We start from the raw sequence: 17,388 nt of genomic DNA on the forward strand, positions 1-17,388 counted from the left end.
GAGACGGGAACTTGGGCATTGAGCAGCCAGTAGTGGGCAGCGCCGGGGATCTGCAGGGTGATCCCGCAACTAGGCAAACTGACCCACCACCTGCATGGCAAAACTCAGCACAATAAAGGCCAACCAGGGGGAAAAGTCCAAGCCACCGATGGGGGGAATGATGCCGCGGAAGAGGTTGAGATAGGGATCCGTGAGCTGGCTGAGCACCGACAGGATGGGGTTCGACCAGTTCAGTTGCGGGAACCAGCTCAGCAAAATCCGCACAATCAGCAGGGCATTGTAAATGACGATGAACTGGTAAAGGGAGCGAAACAGCAAAGACGCGGCACTGCCGTAGACCAGCCCCAGAGAGAGGCCGTCTGTCCAAGGGAGCAACAAAGGGCTGAGCATCATGGTTAGAAACAGCGAGGGAACGACTCTTCAACTCATCTCAACTTAAGCGCTGTCGGCAGAGGCAGACCTGATCCAGGAGGGCAACTCAGCCGAGAGACGAGAACACTGGCACCCCTCAGGGGAGAAAGCCAGTGCCGCCTCTAGTTTGGCATGGACAGGGATCCCCTGCTTAAGGCTTTTCCTCGACAGCGCTAGAAGATATTTCCTTGACAAGCAGTTGTGCGCGGGTGGCCTGGATCGCCTCGTTCAACTCGGCAATCTTGGCTTCGAGGGTGCGGCGGGCCTGGGCAATCCGCTCTGTTTCCTGTTCCCACTCCCTCCAGTCGCTGGAGCTGGGCACAGCCGGCTCACCCGAGACTCGGAGGCGCGGCCGCTCAGGAGGGACAGAGGTGCCGTTGAGACGGTCGGGATCGCGGCGCTGGCCTTCGGCGGATCCCTTGCTCAGTCGGGGGGCCAGCACAAAGGCGATCACCCCGCCGATGATCCCGCCCAACACAGCGCCGGCTACCACACCGGCAATGAAGTCCCCTTTCTGATCTGCCACGCTTTTGTCCAGCTCGCCAAACTTAAGCTATCTTCTTCTGTTCTACCTTTCCTGTCCTACTCCCGCCAGCAAATTCGGCCAGGGCTGGGGAAGTCGCCAGTGGCTGAGCCGCTCCAGGTGGGCTTGCATCTGTTCCCTCAACTCGCCCAAAGCGTGTTGCAGATCGCCGGGCAGGGATCCCAGTGCCGCCTGCCAGAGGTGAGCTGGAGACAAGTCGGGGCTGACCACATGCCACAGCCGCTGTAGCTCCTCAAAGTGAAGGCGGTCATCTTCCGTGAGCGAAAGCACCAACTGGCGGCGCAGCTCGCGGGCCTCTTCCGACATCAAGTAGCGCAAACCCATGCGGGCGGTGGGTACCCAATCCAGCCCCCCATCGCTGCGGGCAATTTGGATCAAATTCTCCAGGCGGTTCCAGCGGAACTTGCCCTCCTTAATCAGCACTTGCAGCAGCCGCTGGCGAATGCGGGGTGACTCGTCCGTCAGCAGGCGCTTGGCCACGTAGGGATAGGCCACGCCAACAATGCGAAACTGGGGATAGAGGCTAAGAGCCACCCCTTCTTGAGTAACCAAAGAGCGGATTACCAACGCAAAGTGGGAGGGCACCTGAAAGGGGTAGCGGTACATCAAATCGGAAAACTGGTCGGTGGCGGTTTTGAAGTTGAAGTTGCCCACCTCCTGGTTCAACACATCCGCCAGCACCGTCTCCAAGGCAGGGATCAGCTCTTGGCGGTTGACATCCGGCTGTAAAAAGCCCAGATGAATAAAATCGTCGATCAAGGCGTTGTAGTCGCGATCCACCAGGTGAACCAGCGCGTCCACCAGGTACTCCTTCATTTCTTCGGTGAGCTGGTCCATCATGCCGAAGTCGATATAGGCCAGGCGGCCATCGGGGAGGGCAAACAGGTTGCCCGGATGGGGGTCGGCGTGGAAAAAGCCGTATTCCAGCAACTGCTTCAGGCCAGCCACCACGCCAATGCGCACCAGTTGTCTGACCTCCAAGTTGGCGGCTCGAATCCGCTCCACATCGGTGAGCTTGATGCCGTCGATCCACTCCAGGGTCAACACCCGGCGGGTGCTGTAGGCCCAAAAGATGCGCGGCACATACACATCGGGATCGCCGCGAAAGTATTCGGCAAAGCGCTCGCAGTTTCGCCCTTCGTTTAGGTAGTCGATCTCCTCAAAAAGCTTGTAACCAAACTCATCCACCACCGCCGTCAAGGTGTTGCCCAGGTTCAGGGGCAGCCAAGGACCCAGCCAGGTGGAGGCCCAGCGGATGAGGTACAGATCTAGGCTCAGCCGCTCCCGCAGGTGGGGCCGCTGCACCTTGACCGCCACCCATTCGCCGCTGTGCAGTTGCGCTTTGTAAACTTGGCCCAAGCTGGCGGCGGCCACCGGCTCGGAAGAGATCTGGGCGTAAATTTCGCTAATCGGACGGCCCAACTCTGACTCAATGCGGGCAAACGCCTCCTGGGAAGGAAAGCTGGGCAGTTGATCCTGCAGCTTGGTCAGCTCTTCCAAGTAGTCTTTGCGCACCAAGTCCGGTCGTGTCGAGAGGGCCTGCCCCACCTTGATGAAGGTGGGCCCTAGGTCGGTGAGCAGCTTGCGCAACTGCTCTGCCCGCTGGGGCACCTTGCGATCGCCCTGCCCCCAAAGCTGATCCCAGCGCAGACAGAGGACGAACCAGAGAAAGGGCCAGAGAATGGCCAGCGCCCGACCGATCACTTGCGGCAGGCGCCAGCGGTAGTAACGAGCAATAAATTGCGGATCGTAAACTTCTAGGTCGGCAACCGAGGAAATCCTGTTCAGCACGCTCAAGGGATCTCACAATCTGTTTTTAAAGCTCTCAATAGTTATCGTAATCTATCGTAATGGCAAAGGCCTCTTGATTCCTCTTCATCTTGCCTAACAGCGCCTCCTCAGCGCTCGCCGGCCAGGTTCTTGGCCAGAGCCGACCTCCCCCGATCAAATGACGGTGTTGTCCGGGATCACCGAGTCCTTGATGATGGTGACGATGCCATTGCTGATCCAGATCCCTTCCTCTTCCCGCTGCGCTTCGCTGACGTGATCCTTGTTGAGGATGCGGACGTTGCGCCCGATGCGGGCGTTCTTGTCTACGATGGCGTTGACGATGTGGGAGTTGGCGCCGATGCCCACCGGTGGGATCCCGGCCTCCAGCTTCGCCTGCCGCTCTTCTGCCGACTCGTAGTAATCGGCCCCCATGACGAGGGTGTTTTCTATGATGGTGTTGGCTTCCAGGCGGCTGCGAATGCCGATGATGGAATTGCGAATTTGGGCATTTTTGATGATACAGCCGTCGGCAATCATGGAGTTGACAATGTGGGAATCGAGGATCTTGTTGGGGGGCAAAAAGCGCGGACGGGTGTAGATGGGCATTTCGCTGTCAAAGAAGCTAAAAGGTGGGTTGGGCTGCTGCACCAGCGCCAGGTTGGCGCGGTAGAAGGCCTCGATGGTACCGATGTCTTCCCAATACCCCTTGAAGAGGTAGGCCTGCAGGTGGTACTTGCCAACGGCTGCCGGCAGCACCTCTTTGCCGAAGTCGGTGTGCTCCTTCACCTGCAGCATCTCGATGAGGGCTTCCCGCCGGAATACGTAGATTCCCATCGAGGCAATGTAGGGCTTGGCCTTGGCCTCTTCCGGGCTAAGGCCGAGGGCTTGGGTATCGACCCGGCAGGCTTGCAGCAGCTCCCCTTGCGGCTTTTCCTTGAAATCGACAATGCGACCGTTCTCGCCGATCTTGAGCAGGCCAAAACCTGAGGCCACTTTTTCTTCGCAGGGGAGCACCGCCAGCGTCACATCGGCTCCGGTCTGCCGGTGATGGTGGATGAAGGGGCGGTAGTCCATGCGGTAGAGGTGATCCCCAGATAGGATGAGGAAGTCCCGTGGCTTCCAGGAGTCCATCAGCCAGAGATATTGGCGCACAGCATCGGCAGTGCCCTGAAACCAATCCGGGTTATCGGGCGTTTGTTGGGCCGCTAAAATATCCACAAAGCCGCCTGTGAAGGGGGACATGCGGTAGGTGTTGACGATGTGGCGGTTGAGAGAGGCGGAGTTGAACTGGGTGAGGACGTAGATTTTGTCGATATCGGAATTGATGCAGTTGCTAACCGGGATGTCGATGAGGCGATACTTGCCTGCCAGAGGCACAGCAGGTTTAGCACGGCGCTTGGTCAGGGGATAAAGTCGGGTGCCACGCCCACCGCCCAGGATAATCGCCAGTACATCGCGCATGGTTGTCCTCCACCAGGCTACACCCAATAGCATAGACTGCTGCGGGGGCACCTGACCCAATCTGACTGAGGGGAATCGGGAAACCGGAAGCAGCTGAAACAAATTCTGGGGAAGCGGATGGCACGCGTCCTGGCTTTTACCAACAATAAAGGGGGCACCGGCAAGTCCACCCTCTGCGTCCACGCGGCCCAGTTAACGGCTCAACGGGGCTACCGAGTTCTGCTCATCGATCTCACCTCCCAGGCCACCGCCAGCAGCTTTTACCTGGAAGAGGTGGGATCCCTGCCCCCCGAGGAAACAGTCTGGGCCAGCTTGCACCCGCAGCATCGATGCTCTTTGGAAGAGGTGATCTATTGCACCGACAAGGGGGTGGATGTGGCGCCCTCCCACAGCACCATGGCGGAAGTGGCGGCCCAATTGGCGGCTGCCGGCGATGCAGGGCAACACCTGTTGCAGCACCAGTTGGATCCCTTGCTGCCGGATTACGATTTTATCTTTCTCGATACGCCGGGGGAACTGAATGCCCTCACGGCCAACGCCCTGCGGGCAGCCCAGCGGGTGTTGATCCCGACCCGGCTCAACCGCGCCGATTTCTCCTGTACAGAGGTGACCCTACGCTACATTGAGACCCTGAAAGGTCAGTTGAGCCAGGCCCGTGCTGTCTTGACCATGCTGGACGACCGCTACTTGCCGGGGGGCATCTGGTCGGGATCCCATACCGGGCAATTGTATGTGCAAGCGCAACAGATTTTTGCGGATGTGCTTTCACCCGTTACCATTCCAGATAGCAGCGATTTGCGCACCGCTTTTGACTACGGCTTGACGGTCATGGACTATCGGCCTGGCTCGGTGGTGTGTCAGCGATTGGTGCAGTTTGTCGAACATGAGGTGCTCTTGTGACTGGATCGAACCGTAGCCTCTTTCCTTCTTCAGGAGAAACTTCCCGCACTCGGCGCAAGGCCAGTGCTAAAACCAGTTCAGAGCCCACCTCTGCAGAATCTACTCCCACGGGCGAGGAGCCGACAACGATGTCTTCTCAGTCTCCTACAGAACCAGCCCCAGAATCGCCAGAAATTGCAACTCTCAAAAGCCAACTGGCCGAAGCTCAACAACGCTTGCAGGACTACCAAAACAAAGTCTCTGCCTTGCAAGCTCAGCTTGAGCAAGTCACTGCCCATCGGGACGAATTGCAGAAGGCGCTGGCCCAGTTGCAGGCGGTGGCAGACGAGCGGGCCAAGACCATTCAGGAACTGCAAAGCCGCCGAGGACAAGCTCCACTCCCGGCTAGGCCCCAACCCTCCGCTTCCCCGCTGCAGGCGCAGAAGAAGATCATGAATCGGCCCATCTTCGACAATGTGTCGCCCACCGACGAAGATATGCCGCCCTACATGCTGGACTAGGCAGTGGGTACTATCCTGGATTGCACCCGAGGAAAGAAGGGTGTAGGGTTAGGGATCCCTGTCTGCTCGGTTGCCGTTCTGGTCTTCACGCTATGACTTCATCCCAGGCGAAGATGACTGTTTCTTGCGATGCCATTCCGCCCCATGGGGGCACTTTGGTTAACCGCATTGCCCCGCCCGAGCAGGCACAAGAGCTGCGCTCCAAAGCTGAACACTGCCCCATCCTCTACCTCGACGAGCGGGCTCAGTCGGATCTGGAGATGATCGCCATTGGGGGCTTTAGCCCGCTCACCGGCTTCATGGGGCGGGCAGATTACCAGTCGGTTCTGGAGACGATGCATCTGGCCAATGGCCTGGCTTGGTCGCTGCCGGTGACGCTGCCGGTTGCTGCCGAGATAGCCGCCGATCTCAAGGAAGGGCAGACCATTGCCCTGGCCAACGGCGAGGGCAGGCTCTTGGGCCTGTTGGAATTGACCGAGAAGTTCACCTACGACAAAACCCGCGAAGCGCAGCAGGTCTACCGCACCACCGATGAGCAGCATCCGGGGGTGAAGGTGCTCTACGAACAGGGATCCGTCTATTTGGCTGGCCCTGTAACTCTCTTCCAGCGGGATCCCCATCCCCTTTTCCCGGCCTACCAGATCGACCCGGCTCAGTCGCGGCAACTGTTTCGGGAAAGAGGCTGGAAAACGATCGTCGGCTTTCAAACCCGCAACCCCATCCACCGCGCCCACGAGTACATCCAGAAGTGCGCGCTGGAAATCGTGGACGGGCTGTTTCTCCACCCGCTGGTGGGGGCCACCAAAAGCGACGACATTCCCGCCGAGGTGCGCATGCGCTGCTATGAGGTGCTGATTGAAAAGTACTACCCCAAGGAGCGGGTCATTTTGGCCATCAACCCTGCGGCCATGCGCTATGCCGGCCCGCGGGAAGCCATCTTCCACGCCCTCATTCGCAAAAACTACGGCTGCACCCATTTCATTGTGGGCCGGGATCATGCCGGGGTGGGGAATTACTACGGCCCCTACGATGCCCAGTACATTTTCGATGAGTTCCGTCCTGAGGAACTGGGCATCATCCCCCTCAAGTTTGAACACGCCTTCTATTGCACCGTCACCGGCACCATGGCCACGGCCAAGACCAGCCCTAGCCAACCCCACCAGCGCATCCACCTGTCGGGCACCAAGGTGCGGGAAATGCTGCGCCGCGGCGAGATCCCCCCGCCCGAGTTCTCTCGCCCCGAGGTGGCCCAATTGCTGGCCGAAGCCATGCGTGAGCGCAGTTCGTCGTAGCTTTTGTGATTTCTCTGAGTGGAGGCAAAAGGGTCTGCGACCAACCAGACCCTATGTATTGATAAATTGATAAAGAGACAAAAACCCCACGCCCAAAGGCATGGGGAGGATGCTGCTCTCCTAGGAAACCCTCGTCAGCAAGCTCTCAATGGGCAGCAGCAGACCTCATCCTGCCTCAAAGCGGAGTTGCTCGGGATCCACATAATAGCAGCGGGCATTGTCAACACAGATCAGCGCCCAGCCATTTTGGTCAACATCGACCAACGTATATTCGGATTGAGGGATGAAGTGGCCCTGGTGGTTGCGGGTCTCGCCTTTAACCCAAACAGTCTGACGGTTCATCTTAAAGTTCCTCCAATTTACAGCCAAAAAATCAAAAGCAGGACTCAATTTCAATGCAAGTCAGTGCAAGAAGTGTCACATCAAACAGAACTAGGATGCACCAAACCCCTCGCATCTCCTCAAAGCCCAACCAATCCATAGGCTTGGGTGTGATGCAAGCTAGCTCACAGCGGTGAATAAATACCGTCTTGCGATTTGGTAAGAGAAGTCTAGCACCAACTCTATGAGAATATTGTTAAAAGTTGCAGATTAAATTGACAAGCTCTAGATTTTCCTAAATTCTTGTTGCAAAATTGGGTCAAGCCTGCCTAATTTTCTTCAAATAGCCACTGGTGCATCTTGCTCAGGTGAGGCCAAGCGGGACGGCGCTTCCCTCCCTCTGCCAAGTTGGATTTGACCCCCTCGATCTGCTCGGGATCCCGCGCCAAGATTTGCTTGATGGTCTCCACCTGCTGGCGTACCCCCGTTTTTTTCAGCTCCAGCATCGCCAAAGTCAAGTTCACCCGCGGCTGGGCGTCCACCGGATCCAGCTTCACGGCAGTTTGGGCGGCTTTCAGGGCTTTTTCCGCTTGCCCCTCCAAAAGATAGAGCCAAGACAGGCAAGTCCAGGCTGCTGCCGCCTTCGGGGATCCCTTACAGATAGCCTCAAAGGAAGGGATCAGCGTCTTGGCTGCTTCCCCCGCCTCGTAGCGCCGGATCCCTTCCTGAAACAATTCTTCAATGGCTGCGCTCATCGTTCTCAATTGAGCATAATGACGTATTGACAAATGTGCCGCTTTATGGGTGCAAGGCTATTCTTGCCTGTTCGCCCATCTGTTGTAGCGCACCGGTGTCGGGGAGAGGGATCCCTTCTCCTTCCGCCAGCCAGAGCCAGTACTCGATGTTGCCGGCAGGGCCGGTGATGGGCGACCAGGTATAGCCCTGCACCTGCCAGCCGCGGGCCACTGCCGCCTGCATTACCGTCTGCAGCACGCGGGCATGGATGGCCGGATCCCGCACAACTCCTTTTTTGCCCACCTGGCCTCGGCCCGCCTCAAACTGGGGCTTGACCAGCAGCAGAGCCTCCCGCGGCGACCGCAACAGCTTCCACAAAGGATCTAACACCTTGGTTAGGGAAATAAAAGAGAGATCCACCACCGCCAGATCCGCCCAGCTTGGGGTGGGCACCTCAGTTCCGTAGAGATCGGCCGGCTGCAGGTGGCGCAAGTTGGTTCGTTCTTTGAGGATCACCCGCGGGTCGGTTCGCAAAGACCAGGCCAACTGCCCATAGCCCACATCCACCCCATAGACCCGCTGGGCCCCTTGTTTGAGTAGGCAATCGGTAAAGCCCCCCGTGGAGATGCCCGCATCCAAACAAATACGGCCCTGCACCTGAACAGAGAAGGTCTGCAGCGCCCCCTGCAGCTTTTCTCCCCCTCGCGAGACAAAAGCAGGCTTACACTGGATGTGGATTACGGGATCCCCGCTCACCCAGGCTCCAGCCTTCTCCGCCCGCACCCCATTGAGGAGAACTTCGCCTGCGAGGATGGCGCGCTGGGCCTGCTGGCGGGAAGAGAAATATCCCCGCTCCACCAACCAGCTATCCAGGCGCACCCGCTCGGCCATCTCACTACTGCTGTTAACAGCTCCTACCCGATTTTCAATTTCTCAGGATAGGAGAGCGGGATCCCTCTCGACCAGATCTGGCTTGGCGCCAGCAGAAATGGGCGGGGGATTAGCCAAAGCGTCCGCTCACGTATTCTTCTGTCTCGCGATTGGCGGGAGAGTTGAAGATCTTCTCGGTGCGGTCAAACTCCACCATGCGTCCGTAGCGAACCCCTTCGTCGTCCACCTCGGTGTTAAAGAAAGCCGTGAAGTCGGACACACGTGCCGCCTGCTGCATGTTGTGGGTGACGATGATAATTGTGTAGCGACGCCCCAATTCCTTAAGCAGCTCCTCAATGCGCAGCGTTGAAATGGGATCCAGGGAGGCACAGGGCTCGTCCATCAGGATCACTTCCGGCTGAATGGCCAAGGTGCGGGCAATGCAGAGGCGCTGCTGTTGTCCGCCGGAGAGGGAAAGGCCGCTCATCTTCAACTTGTCTTTTACCTCATCCCAGAGAACGGCCTGGCGCAACGTACGCTCCACCAGCTCGTCCAGATCCCCCTGATAGCCGTTGATCCGTGGCCCAAAGGCAATGTTGTCGTAGATGGATTTGGGGAAGGGGTTGGGCTTCTGAAACACCAGGCCAACCCGCCGGCGCACCTCGGAGGGATCCACATCAGGGTCGTAGATATTTTTCCCGTGAAAAATGACCGAGCCTTCTACCCTTGCTCCCGGGATGAGATCGTTCATGCGGTTGAAGCAGCGCAAGATGGTGCTCTTGCCGCAGCCTGAGGGGCCAATGAAGGCTGTGATGTGATTTTTCGGGATCTTCAGGGAAACCTGCTTAACCGCTAGGTGGGAGCCGTAGTAGACGCTCAAATCCCGCGTCTCTAGTTCAACCTCCAAACGGGTGGATTTCTCAGGAGAGCCGGACTTGTCAGAGAGTGGAGAGCGCATAGGAGTACCGAAGGAGATAACGTCACTGCAAAGCCTAGATTGAGAAAGAAACAGGTGAGAGGGATTAAATGGTGATGGTTTCCTGCCGACGACTGACGATGAGCCGGAAACTGACCGTGGTGATCAACACCAAAACCACCAGAGCCAAAGCCCCTCCCCAGGCAATCTTCTGCTGGTTTTCAAAAGGAACGAGGGCAAAGTTGTAGATCAACACAGCCAGTGAAGCTACCGGTTTCAACAGACCGCTGGGCCAGAGGAAGCTAAACAAAGCAGTGAAGATCAGGGGCGCCGTCTCACCCGCAGCGCGGGCAATAGCCAACGTCACTCCCGTCAGGATCACCGGCAGAGCTGCCGGCAACACCACGCGAAACACCGTCTGCACCCGCGAAGCCCCCAGCGCATAGGCAGCAGCCCGCGTATCTGCCGGCACCAGGCGCAGCGCCTCTTCACAAGACAAAATAATGATGGGCAGGGTCAACACCGATAGAGCCATCCCGCCGGCGAGGGCCGAGAAGGTCTTGGTGGAGAGCACCAGCACCCCGTAGGCAAACACCCCGGCAATGATAGAGGGAACCCCCGTCAACACCTTGATGATGAAGCGCAGAAAGGAAGCTGTGGGGCTGTTTTGGCCAAACTCCGAGAGATAGATGGCAGCAAACAGTCCGATGGGGAAGGTGATGGCGATAGCAATCGACACCACAATAACCGTCCCCAGCACCGCATTGCCAAATCCGCCCACCTGATCGCCGGGAGGAGGGGGAAGTTGGGTCAGCGCTTGCCAGTTCAAGCGCTCGATGCCTCTGGTGAAAACGTAGTAGAGGATGAGAACCAGCACGAAAATGGCAAAGAGGCTGGAGAAAACTGTCAGCGCTGTCATTCCTACATCCAAGAAGACGCGCCGCCAGGACTTTGCTCTGCGCTTGAACAAATTGCCTTGCTCTACCGCCTGAACTTGCGTCGTCATGTTCCTCTACTCCCGCGAAGCTGTCAACGCGAACTTGACACGGCGTATCATCAGCTCCGCCGCAATGTTAACTACCAGAGTGATGGCCAACAAAATCAAGGCCACATACATGAGCGCTGCCACCTGCTCAGGGCCTGCTTCTGCGAACTCGTTGGCCAACAGGGCCGGGATGTTGCTGGCAGGAGCCAGGAGCGAGACGCTAATACCGCGGGCATTGCCGATCAGCATCGCCACTGCCATCGTCTCCCCCAAGGCACGTCCCAAACCCAAAACCACCGCCCCTAGCATGCCGCCAATGGCCGCCGGCAGCACAACCCCAAAGATGGCTTCCCAGCGAGTGGCCCCCATCGCATAGGCAGCCGCCCGCAACTCCGGCGGAACGGCCACCAGCACTTCCCTGGCAATGGCAGTGATGATGGGGATGATCATGATCCCCAAGACAACCCCTGCCGTCAGCATCCCCGGCCCCACCGGTGGCGTACTGAAAATGGGCAACCACCTGAAGTTCTGGAACAGGAACATCTGAATCGGGCGAAAGAAGGGAATGAAGATAAACAACCCCCAAATGCCGTAGACCACGCTGGGAATGGCTGCCAGCAGCTCCACCACGATGATCAAGACTGTGCGCAAAGACTTGGGCAGAAAGTCCTCACTCAAAAAGATGGAGATGCCGAAGCTAAAAGGAACGCCCACGATCAGGGCAATCAGAGAAGTCACCAGGGTGCCGTAGATCTGGGGCCAAGCGCCGTAGTTGTTCTCAACAGGATCCCAGGTGGTGCCCCAGAAAAAGCCCAGCCCGAACTTCTGAATGGCAGGTAGCGACTGGATCCCAATCTCCAGGGCAATCCACAACAGCAGCAAAGCCGAGAAAAAGACGGCAATCCGCGTTGCCCAGATGAACAACCAGTCGCGCCGGCGCTGGAAGACGGGCCGGGGCCGAAATAGAGAACTGCTCTCTGAAGAAAAAGTAGTGGTCATCTGCCGAGTAGGAGGTACCAACTTTTACGGCGTGATGTTTTCTAGGGCAGCCAGAGCTTTCTGCCGCGTTTCTTCCGGCAAGGGCACATAGCCCAGCGGCTCCGCGAAGGATTGCCCTTCCGTGAGGCCGTAGCGGAGAAACTCCTTGACAGCTTTGGAGGTTTCAGCTTTGGGGTAGACTTTGTAGGCCAAGATCCACGTGTAGCCCACAATGGGGTAGGAGTCTTCCCCGGCGGGATCCGGGTCAACCCCCAACAGCCGCTCGTCAAGCTTGATTCTGGCCAGCGCTGCCTGCTCCGTCTCAACTTTGGGGGTGACGAACTTGCCCGACCGGTTTTCCAGGCGAGCGATGTTCAGGTTGTTGAGCTTGGCGAAGCCGAACTCCACATAGCCAATCGCGCCAGGGATCTGCTTAATCTGCTCGGAAACACCTTCGTTACCGCGAGCTCCTACCCCGGTTGGCCAGTTCACGGAAGAGCCACGACCCACTTTTTGCCGCCATTCCGGGCTAATGGCGTTGAGGTGGGTGGTAAAGATGTCGGTGGTGCCGCTGCCGTCGGAGCGGTGCACAACGGTAATCGGCAAATCCGGGAAAGTCACCCCTGGATTAAGGCCAGCCAGCAGCGGATCGTTCCAGTTCTTAATTTTGCCCAAGAAGATATTTACCAGCGCTAGGCGAGAGAGGCGAATTTCGGGGCCCACGCCGGGGATGTTGTAGGCTGCCACCACTGCCCCCCCCACCATCGGCACGGCCACCATGCCCTTGGGAGGGTTGGCTTCACTCTCGATCTGGCTGATCTCTTCGGGACGCGGCACACTGTCGCTGGCGCCGAAATCGACAGTGCGAGCCACAAATTGCCGCCGCCCGGCACCGCTCCCCACCGACTGATAGTTGACTTGGATGTTGGGGTTTTTCTTGCCAAATTCTTGAGCCCAAGTTTGGTAGATGGGAGCCGGGAAAGTAGCTCCAGCGCCGTTGATGGTTACGGTCTGCTGAGCAAATACCCGCTGCCAATTTGCCTGGCTGGCCACAAACCCAGCAACCGTGGCAGAGACGAACTTCAGGAAAGAACGACGTCCCAAGGAGCGCAGCATCAACATACAGAAATCTCCCAGATGAAGATGGTGTCTCGATCCAACTCTGAGTGCTCTAACCTCAGAACCTGCTCAAGCCGGGCTGATCTCAAAAAAACAAGGGATCCCGTTAAAGACCCTTGCCACTCTGGTTCTTGTCGTTAATGTAATATAACGTTCATCCTTTTTGGTTAACGTGAGGTTAAAATCAGGTTATTTCTGTCTGTAGCTAGTCTCCCTTGTCGCTCTTTCCAGGGATCCCTTGCAGGGGAGAATACCCTCGATCGAGGAAACGCGGCGTGAAGACCCCCGGATTCAAGGGCCTACGGCTGGGCTCTGGGGCCAGCTGAGTTTTCCGAGCTCTTTGGGCTGACATCAGCTTGGCAAATGCTTAGAATGAAAGGCTGTCGAGAAAATCAGTGCTTTCCTCCATGGCTAAACGTAACGTGCAGGTTATGCTGCGCCAGGCGATCCCGGGCTTGGGCAGCCCCGGAGAGGTGGTGAGTGTCAAGCCTGGCTACGCCCGCAACTACCTTTTCCCGCGGCAGATGGCGGTGCGGCTTACGCCTGGGCTTCTCAAGGAGCAGCAGATGCGTCGGGAGCAGGAAGCTGCCCGCAAATTGGCGGAGAAGCAGCAGGCGGAAAACTACAAGAAGGCTTTGGAGACCATCGGTCGCTTTGTCATCCGCAAGAAAGTGGGCGAAAAGGATTTGCTCTTCGGGCAAGTGACCACCACCGACATTGCCGAGGTGGTGCTGGCCACCAGCGGCCTGGATATCGATCGCCGTAACATCCTGCTCAACGAGGAGATCAAGAAAACTGGGGTTTACCTGGTGCAAGTGAAGCTGCACCCAGAAGTAACAGCCACGCTGCGCATTCAGGTCACGCCTGAGTGAGAGAGAAATCCTAGGGGGCAATGGGAGATAGCAAGTAAAGCTGGGCCTGGCTGCTTAAGGTGCTCGGCCAAGCAGCTGGCTAGTGTGGAGCTGGGTTGGTTTTTCTATCCTGGCTGGTGGTGATCAGCGATTACGACTTGACAGGTGGGGATCGGCTTCCGCCTCAAAACATAGAGGCTGAGGAGGAGATCCTGGGGGCTATTCTTCTCGATCCCGAGGCATTGGCGCGGGTGGTGGAGTTCCTGCGTCCCGAGATGTTTTACCTCTCGGCCCACCAGGAAATCTACCGGGCTGCCCTGCATCTGCACAGCCAAGGCCAACCCACCGATCTGATGACGGTTTCTGCCTGGCTGGCGGATCACCACCTTCTGGAGCGGGTGGGGGGGACAGGGGCAATTCGTCGTCTGCTGGAGCAAACGGTTAGCAGCGTCAACATTGACCAGTACGCCCGCCTGGTGGTGGACAAATACATGCGCCGCCAGTTGATCCAGGTGAGCAACACCCTGGCTCGTCTGGCCTACGACACCAGCCAGCCCCTGTCTCAGGTGATGGATCAGGCGGAGCAGCAGGTGTTTGCCCTCACCCAAGAGCGAGTGCAGCGCAGCCTCATCCCTGCTTCTGAGGTTTTGGTGAACATCTTCTCGGATCTGGAGGAGAAGTTCCAGAGCGGGGCTCAGATCCCTGGGATCCCGACCAAATTCATCGACCTGGACAACCTGACCCAGGGCCTGCAACGCTCGGATCTGGTGATCCTGGCCGGTCGCCCCTCGATGGGGAAAACCAGCTTGGCCCTTAATATTGCCCAAAATGTAGCCGCCTACGTCAGGCAGCCGGTGGCCATTTTCAGTCTAGAGATGTCGCGGGAGCAACTGGTGCAGCGGCTTTTGGCCAGCGAGGCCCGCATCGACAGCAGCCGCCTGCGCGCGGGGCGCATCAGCGAGCACGAGTGGCAGCGTCTGGGGCAGGCGATTGGCTTTTTGTCGCAACTGCCCCTGTTTATCGACGACACTCCCGATTGCACCGTTACGGAGATTCGCTCTAAGGCGCGGCGCTTGCAGGCGGAGCAAGGAGGAACGTTGGGGCTGGTGTTGATCGACTACTTGCAACTGATGCAGGCATCCGCCGCCGACAACCGAGTACAGGAGCTGTCGCGCATCACCCGCGGCCTCAAGGCACTGGCCAAAGAGCTGATGGCGCCGGTGCTGGTGCTCTCTCAGCTCAGCCGGGCAGTGGAGTCGCGCTCCGATAAGCGTCCGCAACTGGCAGATCTGCGGGAATCCGGCTGCCTGGCGGGGGATACTCAGGTGATGGACGTGGATCGGGGCAAGCTCTGGCGGCTGGAACAACTGGCGGCCCTGCCAGCCTCAGCAGAACTGCCCCGCTTGCTCAGCCTCAACGGGCGCGGGCGCCTGGTGCCCCAACAGCCGGTGAAGGTGTTTTGCAGTGGCCGACAGCCCACCTGCCTTCTGAAAACCCGCCTCAATTTCTCCATTCGCGCCACCGGTACCCATCCCTTTTTGACCCCAGAGGGATGGAAAACCCTCGACGAGCTGCAACTGGAAGAGGAAGTAGCCGTGGTGGTGCAGGAGGGGTTGATTTGGGATCCGGTGGTGTCGATTAGCGAGCCGGGGGAGCCGCAGCCGGTCTACGACATCGAAATGCCCCGCCACCACAACTTTGTGGCCAACGGCCTGCTGGTACACAACAGCATCGAGCAGGACGCTGATGTGGTGATGATGATCTACCGCCCGGAGTACTACGATCCCAACACCAGCGATCGCGGCATTGCCGAGGTGATCATCGCCAAGCACCGCAACGGCCCCACCGGCACCGTGCGCCTTTTGTTTGAAAGCCAGTACACCCAGTTTCGCAACTTGGCGGATCCCTATCGCTAAAGGCAAACCCGCTGGTGCCTGGTTCCCCCGGCAATTCCAAGAGCAAGGCAGGGGGGTGTTAGCTTAGGATAGCTGACAGCTTCAGCCGAGTTTGGCCACTGCCCTCTTTATCCTCTCATGTTTAAAAACGTTTTAATTGCAACCGATTGCCAAGATGGCCTGCAAAGGTTTGGCAAGTGCTTAGATGCCCTACACAGCAACGGCATTCAACGCCTTGTTTTCTTGCACAGCCTGATTTGGAAAGATGACGATATCGGCCTTCCCGAAGACCCCACCCCCAAAATAGAAACCAAGAAGGCCCAGTTTCGCCAGCTTTTGGGCACCATTCCGGAGGGGCTGGAGGCTAAGGTTTTGGTGCAGGTGGGCCAGCCGGTGGATCTGATTTTAAAAGGGATCCAAACTTACAGCTCCGACCTGCTGATCACCGGCATGGGGATCCACAACCTGCTCACCGAAAAACTGTTTGGCAGCACCACCGTGGAGCTGCTGCCTAGGTTGAACATCCCCCTGCTGGTGATGCGCCCGCAACTGCTGGCCGTCTTTACCCTCGAGGAGCTGCGTCTGCGCAGCCGCCACCTCCTTCGCAGCCTCCTGGTACCCTTTGACTTTGAAGAGCCGCGCCGGCAACTGCTTGAGCGTCTTGGTCAACTGCTGCCGGGAACTTCCCAGTGCCAGTCAGTTACCCTGCTCTATGTAGTGGATCCCAGCGCCCGCCGCAACCAGGGCATGGCGGTGGAGGTGCTCAAACGCAAGGCTGAGGCCGACTTGGCTCAGGTAATCGGGCCGTTGAACGAGCAGGTGCAGCCGCTGCAGGTGCGGGCTCTGGTACGGGTGGGATCGCCGCTGCAGGAGATCCTGGCCACCGCTGCAGCCGAGGACGTAACTGCCATCGCCACCGCCTCTCCGCGGGTGGGCAGCTTTTGGGAGTGGTCGGTTCGCAGCCTCACCGGCGAGATCCTGCGGCAAAGTTGGCATCCGGTGTTGTTTTTCCCACGCGGGTCTTTGGCCCAGTAGAGCTGCTCAATCCCCTAGCTATGGCCGACCCAACCCAAAGCTTGCGAGAACTGTTGCAGGCGGTGGCTCAAGGGAGGCTCTCTCCCGAACAAGCCCTGCAAGCCTGTCGCTTTCTGCCCTTCGAGACCGTGGGAGACTTCGCCCGCGTGGATCACCACCGCCCCTTGCGCACGGGCTTTCCCGAAGCAGTGTGGGGGCCGGGCAAAACCCCTGAGCAAATTGCCCAGATCCTGGAACGGCTGCACCGGCAGGGATCCCTGGCTTTGGCCACCCGCGTCGATCCCTCGGTCTATGCCCAGATCCGCTGCCGCTTGCCCCAGGCACAGTATTCCGAGGTGGCCCGTCTGTGTTGGATCCCTCCCCAAAAGGCGCTCAGCCATCCCGGTCAGATTAGCGTGATCTCCGCTGGCACCGCCGATGTGCCGGTAGCCGAAGAGGCCGCTCTCACCGCCGAGCTTTGCGGGTTTGCGGTCAAGCGCCTTTGGGATGTGGGGGTAGCCGGGATCCATCGCCTGTTGCACCACCGCGCCGCCCTGGAAGCTGATGTGCTGATCGTGGTGGCGGGCATGGAAGGGGCCTTGGCCAGCGTAGTGGCCGGCCTGGCGGACTGTCCGGTGATTGCTGTGCCCACTAGCATTGGCTACGGGGCCAGTTTTCAGGGCTTGGCCGCGCTGCTGACCATGCTTAACTCTTGTGCGGCGGGGGTGGGAGTGGTGAACATCGACAACGGCTTTGGGGCGGCCATTTTGGCAGGCCAGATTCTACGCTGTGGACAACGGCTGGCGGCGCGATTGCCTTCGCCTGC

The 17,388-nt window shown here is 58.5% G+C and carries 18 protein-coding genes; 7 read left to right on the plus strand and 11 right to left on the minus strand.

What is annotated here, in order from left to right; genetic code table 11:
* Nucleotides 1–69: 69 nt before the first annotated feature.
* From NW863_RS08530 to NW863_RS08545, 4 genes are all read right to left on the minus strand, one after another.
* Complete coding sequence (locus NW863_RS08530) at nt 70–393, minus strand: YggT family protein (RefSeq protein ID WP_414365791.1); 324 nt, start codon at nt 391–393, stop codon at nt 70–72.
* Between the two features lie 169 nt (nt 394–562).
* Nucleotides 563–937, minus strand: coding sequence for a hypothetical protein (locus NW863_RS08535; protein WP_414333591.1), 375 nt, complete (start codon nt 935–937; stop codon nt 563–565).
* Nucleotides 938–979: 42 nt separating this feature from the next.
* Nucleotides 980–2,746, minus strand: a complete 1,767-nt coding sequence (locus NW863_RS08540) for an ABC1 kinase family protein (protein ID WP_414365792.1) — start codon at nt 2,744–2,746, stop codon at nt 980–982.
* Nucleotides 2,747–2,899: 153 nt separating this feature from the next.
* The gene (locus tag NW863_RS08545) at nt 2,900–4,186 is read right to left on the minus strand and encodes a glucose-1-phosphate adenylyltransferase (protein ID WP_414365793.1); all 1,287 of its coding nucleotides are present in this window, start codon (nt 4,184–4,186) and stop codon (nt 2,900–2,902) included.
* A gap of 117 nt (nt 4,187–4,303) precedes the next feature.
* On the opposite strand from NW863_RS08545, the gene NW863_RS08550 reads away from it, so the two are divergent.
* From NW863_RS08550 to sat, 3 genes are all read left to right on the plus strand, one after another.
* On the plus strand, nt 4,304–5,086 hold the full coding sequence (locus NW863_RS08550; RefSeq protein WP_414365794.1) for a ParA family protein: 783 nt from the start codon (nt 4,304–4,306) through the stop codon (nt 5,084–5,086).
* Between the two features lie 128 nt (nt 5,087–5,214).
* Complete coding sequence (locus tag NW863_RS08555) at nt 5,215–5,586, plus strand: hypothetical protein (RefSeq protein ID WP_414333585.1); 372 nt, start codon at nt 5,215–5,217, stop codon at nt 5,584–5,586.
* 113 nt (nt 5,587–5,699) lie between these two features.
* A complete protein-coding gene (sat, locus tag NW863_RS08560) occupies nt 5,700–6,878 on the plus strand; it encodes a sulfate adenylyltransferase (protein WP_414365795.1) in 1,179 nt (392 codons plus the stop codon).
* 165 nt (nt 6,879–7,043) lie between these two features.
* Here the strand turns inward: sat and NW863_RS08565 are convergent, their stop codons facing one another.
* From NW863_RS08565 to pstS, 7 genes are all read right to left on the minus strand, one after another.
* A complete protein-coding gene (locus tag NW863_RS08565) occupies nt 7,044–7,220 on the minus strand; it encodes a hypothetical protein (protein WP_414333583.1) in 177 nt (58 codons plus the stop codon).
* A 308-nt stretch (nt 7,221–7,528) separates the two neighbouring features.
* Nucleotides 7,529–7,954, minus strand: a complete 426-nt coding sequence (locus tag NW863_RS08570; RefSeq protein WP_414333582.1) for a hypothetical protein — start codon at nt 7,952–7,954, stop codon at nt 7,529–7,531.
* 43 nt (nt 7,955–7,997) lie between these two features.
* Nucleotides 7,998–8,825: a TlyA family RNA methyltransferase gene (locus NW863_RS08575; RefSeq protein ID WP_414333580.1), complete on the minus strand. Its 828-nt coding sequence runs from the start codon at nt 8,823–8,825 to the stop codon at nt 7,998–8,000.
* Nucleotides 8,826–8,934: 109 nt separating this feature from the next.
* Nucleotides 8,935–9,762 (minus strand): phosphate ABC transporter ATP-binding protein PstB, encoded by an 828-nt coding sequence (gene pstB / locus NW863_RS08580; RefSeq protein ID WP_414365796.1) that lies wholly within the window; start codon nt 9,760–9,762, stop codon nt 8,935–8,937.
* A 64-nt stretch (nt 9,763–9,826) separates the two neighbouring features.
* Entirely contained in the window at nt 9,827–10,726 is a 900-nt protein-coding gene (gene pstA / locus NW863_RS08585; RefSeq protein ID WP_414365797.1) for a phosphate ABC transporter permease PstA, read from the minus strand.
* Between the two features lie 6 nt (nt 10,727–10,732).
* Nucleotides 10,733–11,704, minus strand: a complete 972-nt coding sequence (gene pstC, locus NW863_RS08590; protein WP_414365798.1) for a phosphate ABC transporter permease subunit PstC — start codon at nt 11,702–11,704, stop codon at nt 10,733–10,735.
* Between the two features lie 24 nt (nt 11,705–11,728).
* Nucleotides 11,729–12,805, minus strand: coding sequence for a phosphate ABC transporter substrate-binding protein PstS (gene pstS / locus NW863_RS08595; protein WP_414365799.1), 1,077 nt, complete (start codon nt 12,803–12,805; stop codon nt 11,729–11,731).
* Nucleotides 12,806–13,209: 404 nt separating this feature from the next.
* Here pstS and rplI point away from each other — a divergent pair, with 404 nt between their 5' ends.
* The 4 genes from rplI to larB form a co-directional block, all read left to right on the plus strand.
* Nucleotides 13,210–13,674, plus strand: a complete 465-nt coding sequence (rplI, locus tag NW863_RS08600; RefSeq protein ID WP_414365800.1) for a 50S ribosomal protein L9 — start codon at nt 13,210–13,212, stop codon at nt 13,672–13,674.
* 137 nt (nt 13,675–13,811) lie between these two features.
* Nucleotides 13,812–15,569, plus strand: a complete 1,758-nt coding sequence (gene dnaB, locus NW863_RS08605) for a replicative DNA helicase (RefSeq protein ID WP_414365803.1) — start codon at nt 13,812–13,814, stop codon at nt 15,567–15,569.
* Between the two features lie 117 nt (nt 15,570–15,686).
* Nucleotides 15,687–16,583 carry a universal stress protein gene (locus NW863_RS08610; protein ID WP_414365801.1) on the plus strand — a complete coding sequence of 299 codons (897 nt, stop codon included), beginning with the start codon at nt 15,687–15,689 and terminating at the stop codon, nt 16,581–16,583.
* Between the two features lie 20 nt (nt 16,584–16,603).
* A partial coding sequence (gene larB, locus NW863_RS08615; RefSeq protein WP_414365802.1) for a nickel pincer cofactor biosynthesis protein LarB occupies nt 16,604–17,388 on the plus strand: 785 nt, incomplete at its 3' end.

This window comes from Synechococcus sp. B60.1, from assembly GCF_047462555.1.
GTDB lineage: Bacteria > Cyanobacteriota > Cyanobacteriia > Thermostichales > Thermostichaceae > Thermostichus.

Bases quoted from the DNA above. Each gene is read 5' to 3' on its own strand.
- rplI (WP_414365800.1), top strand. From the start codon at position 13,210: ATGGCTAAACGTAACGTGCAGGTTATGCTGCGCCAGGCGATCCCGGGC.
- NW863_RS08550 (WP_414365794.1), top strand. From the start codon at position 4,304: ATGGCACGCGTCCTGGCTTTTACCAACAATAAAGGGGGCACCGGCAAG.
- NW863_RS08575 (WP_414333580.1), bottom strand. From the start codon at position 8,825: ATGGCCGAGCGGGTGCGCCTGGATAGCTGGTTGGTGGAGCGGGGATAT.
- NW863_RS08610 (WP_414365801.1), top strand. From the start codon at position 15,687: ATGTTTAAAAACGTTTTAATTGCAACCGATTGCCAAGATGGCCTGCAA.
- NW863_RS08555 (WP_414333585.1), top strand. From the start codon at position 5,215: ATGTCTTCTCAGTCTCCTACAGAACCAGCCCCAGAATCGCCAGAAATT.
- pstB (WP_414365796.1), bottom strand. From the start codon at position 9,762: ATGCGCTCTCCACTCTCTGACAAGTCCGGCTCTCCTGAGAAATCCACC.
- NW863_RS08530 (WP_414365791.1), bottom strand. From the start codon at position 393: ATGATGCTCAGCCCTTTGTTGCTCCCTTGGACAGACGGCCTCTCTCTG.
- pstA (WP_414365797.1), bottom strand. From the start codon at position 10,726: ATGACGACGCAAGTTCAGGCGGTAGAGCAAGGCAATTTGTTCAAGCGC.
- pstC (WP_414365798.1), bottom strand. From the start codon at position 11,704: ATGACCACTACTTTTTCTTCAGAGAGCAGTTCTCTATTTCGGCCCCGG.
- NW863_RS08545 (WP_414365793.1), bottom strand. From the start codon at position 4,186: ATGCGCGATGTACTGGCGATTATCCTGGGCGGTGGGCGTGGCACCCGA.
- pstS (WP_414365799.1), bottom strand. From the start codon at position 12,805: ATGTTGATGCTGCGCTCCTTGGGACGTCGTTCTTTCCTGAAGTTCGTC.
- NW863_RS08570 (WP_414333582.1), bottom strand. From the start codon at position 7,954: ATGAGCGCAGCCATTGAAGAATTGTTTCAGGAAGGGATCCGGCGCTAC.
- NW863_RS08565 (WP_414333583.1), bottom strand. From the start codon at position 7,220: ATGAACCGTCAGACTGTTTGGGTTAAAGGCGAGACCCGCAACCACCAG.
- sat (WP_414365795.1), top strand. From the start codon at position 5,700: ATGACTGTTTCTTGCGATGCCATTCCGCCCCATGGGGGCACTTTGGTT.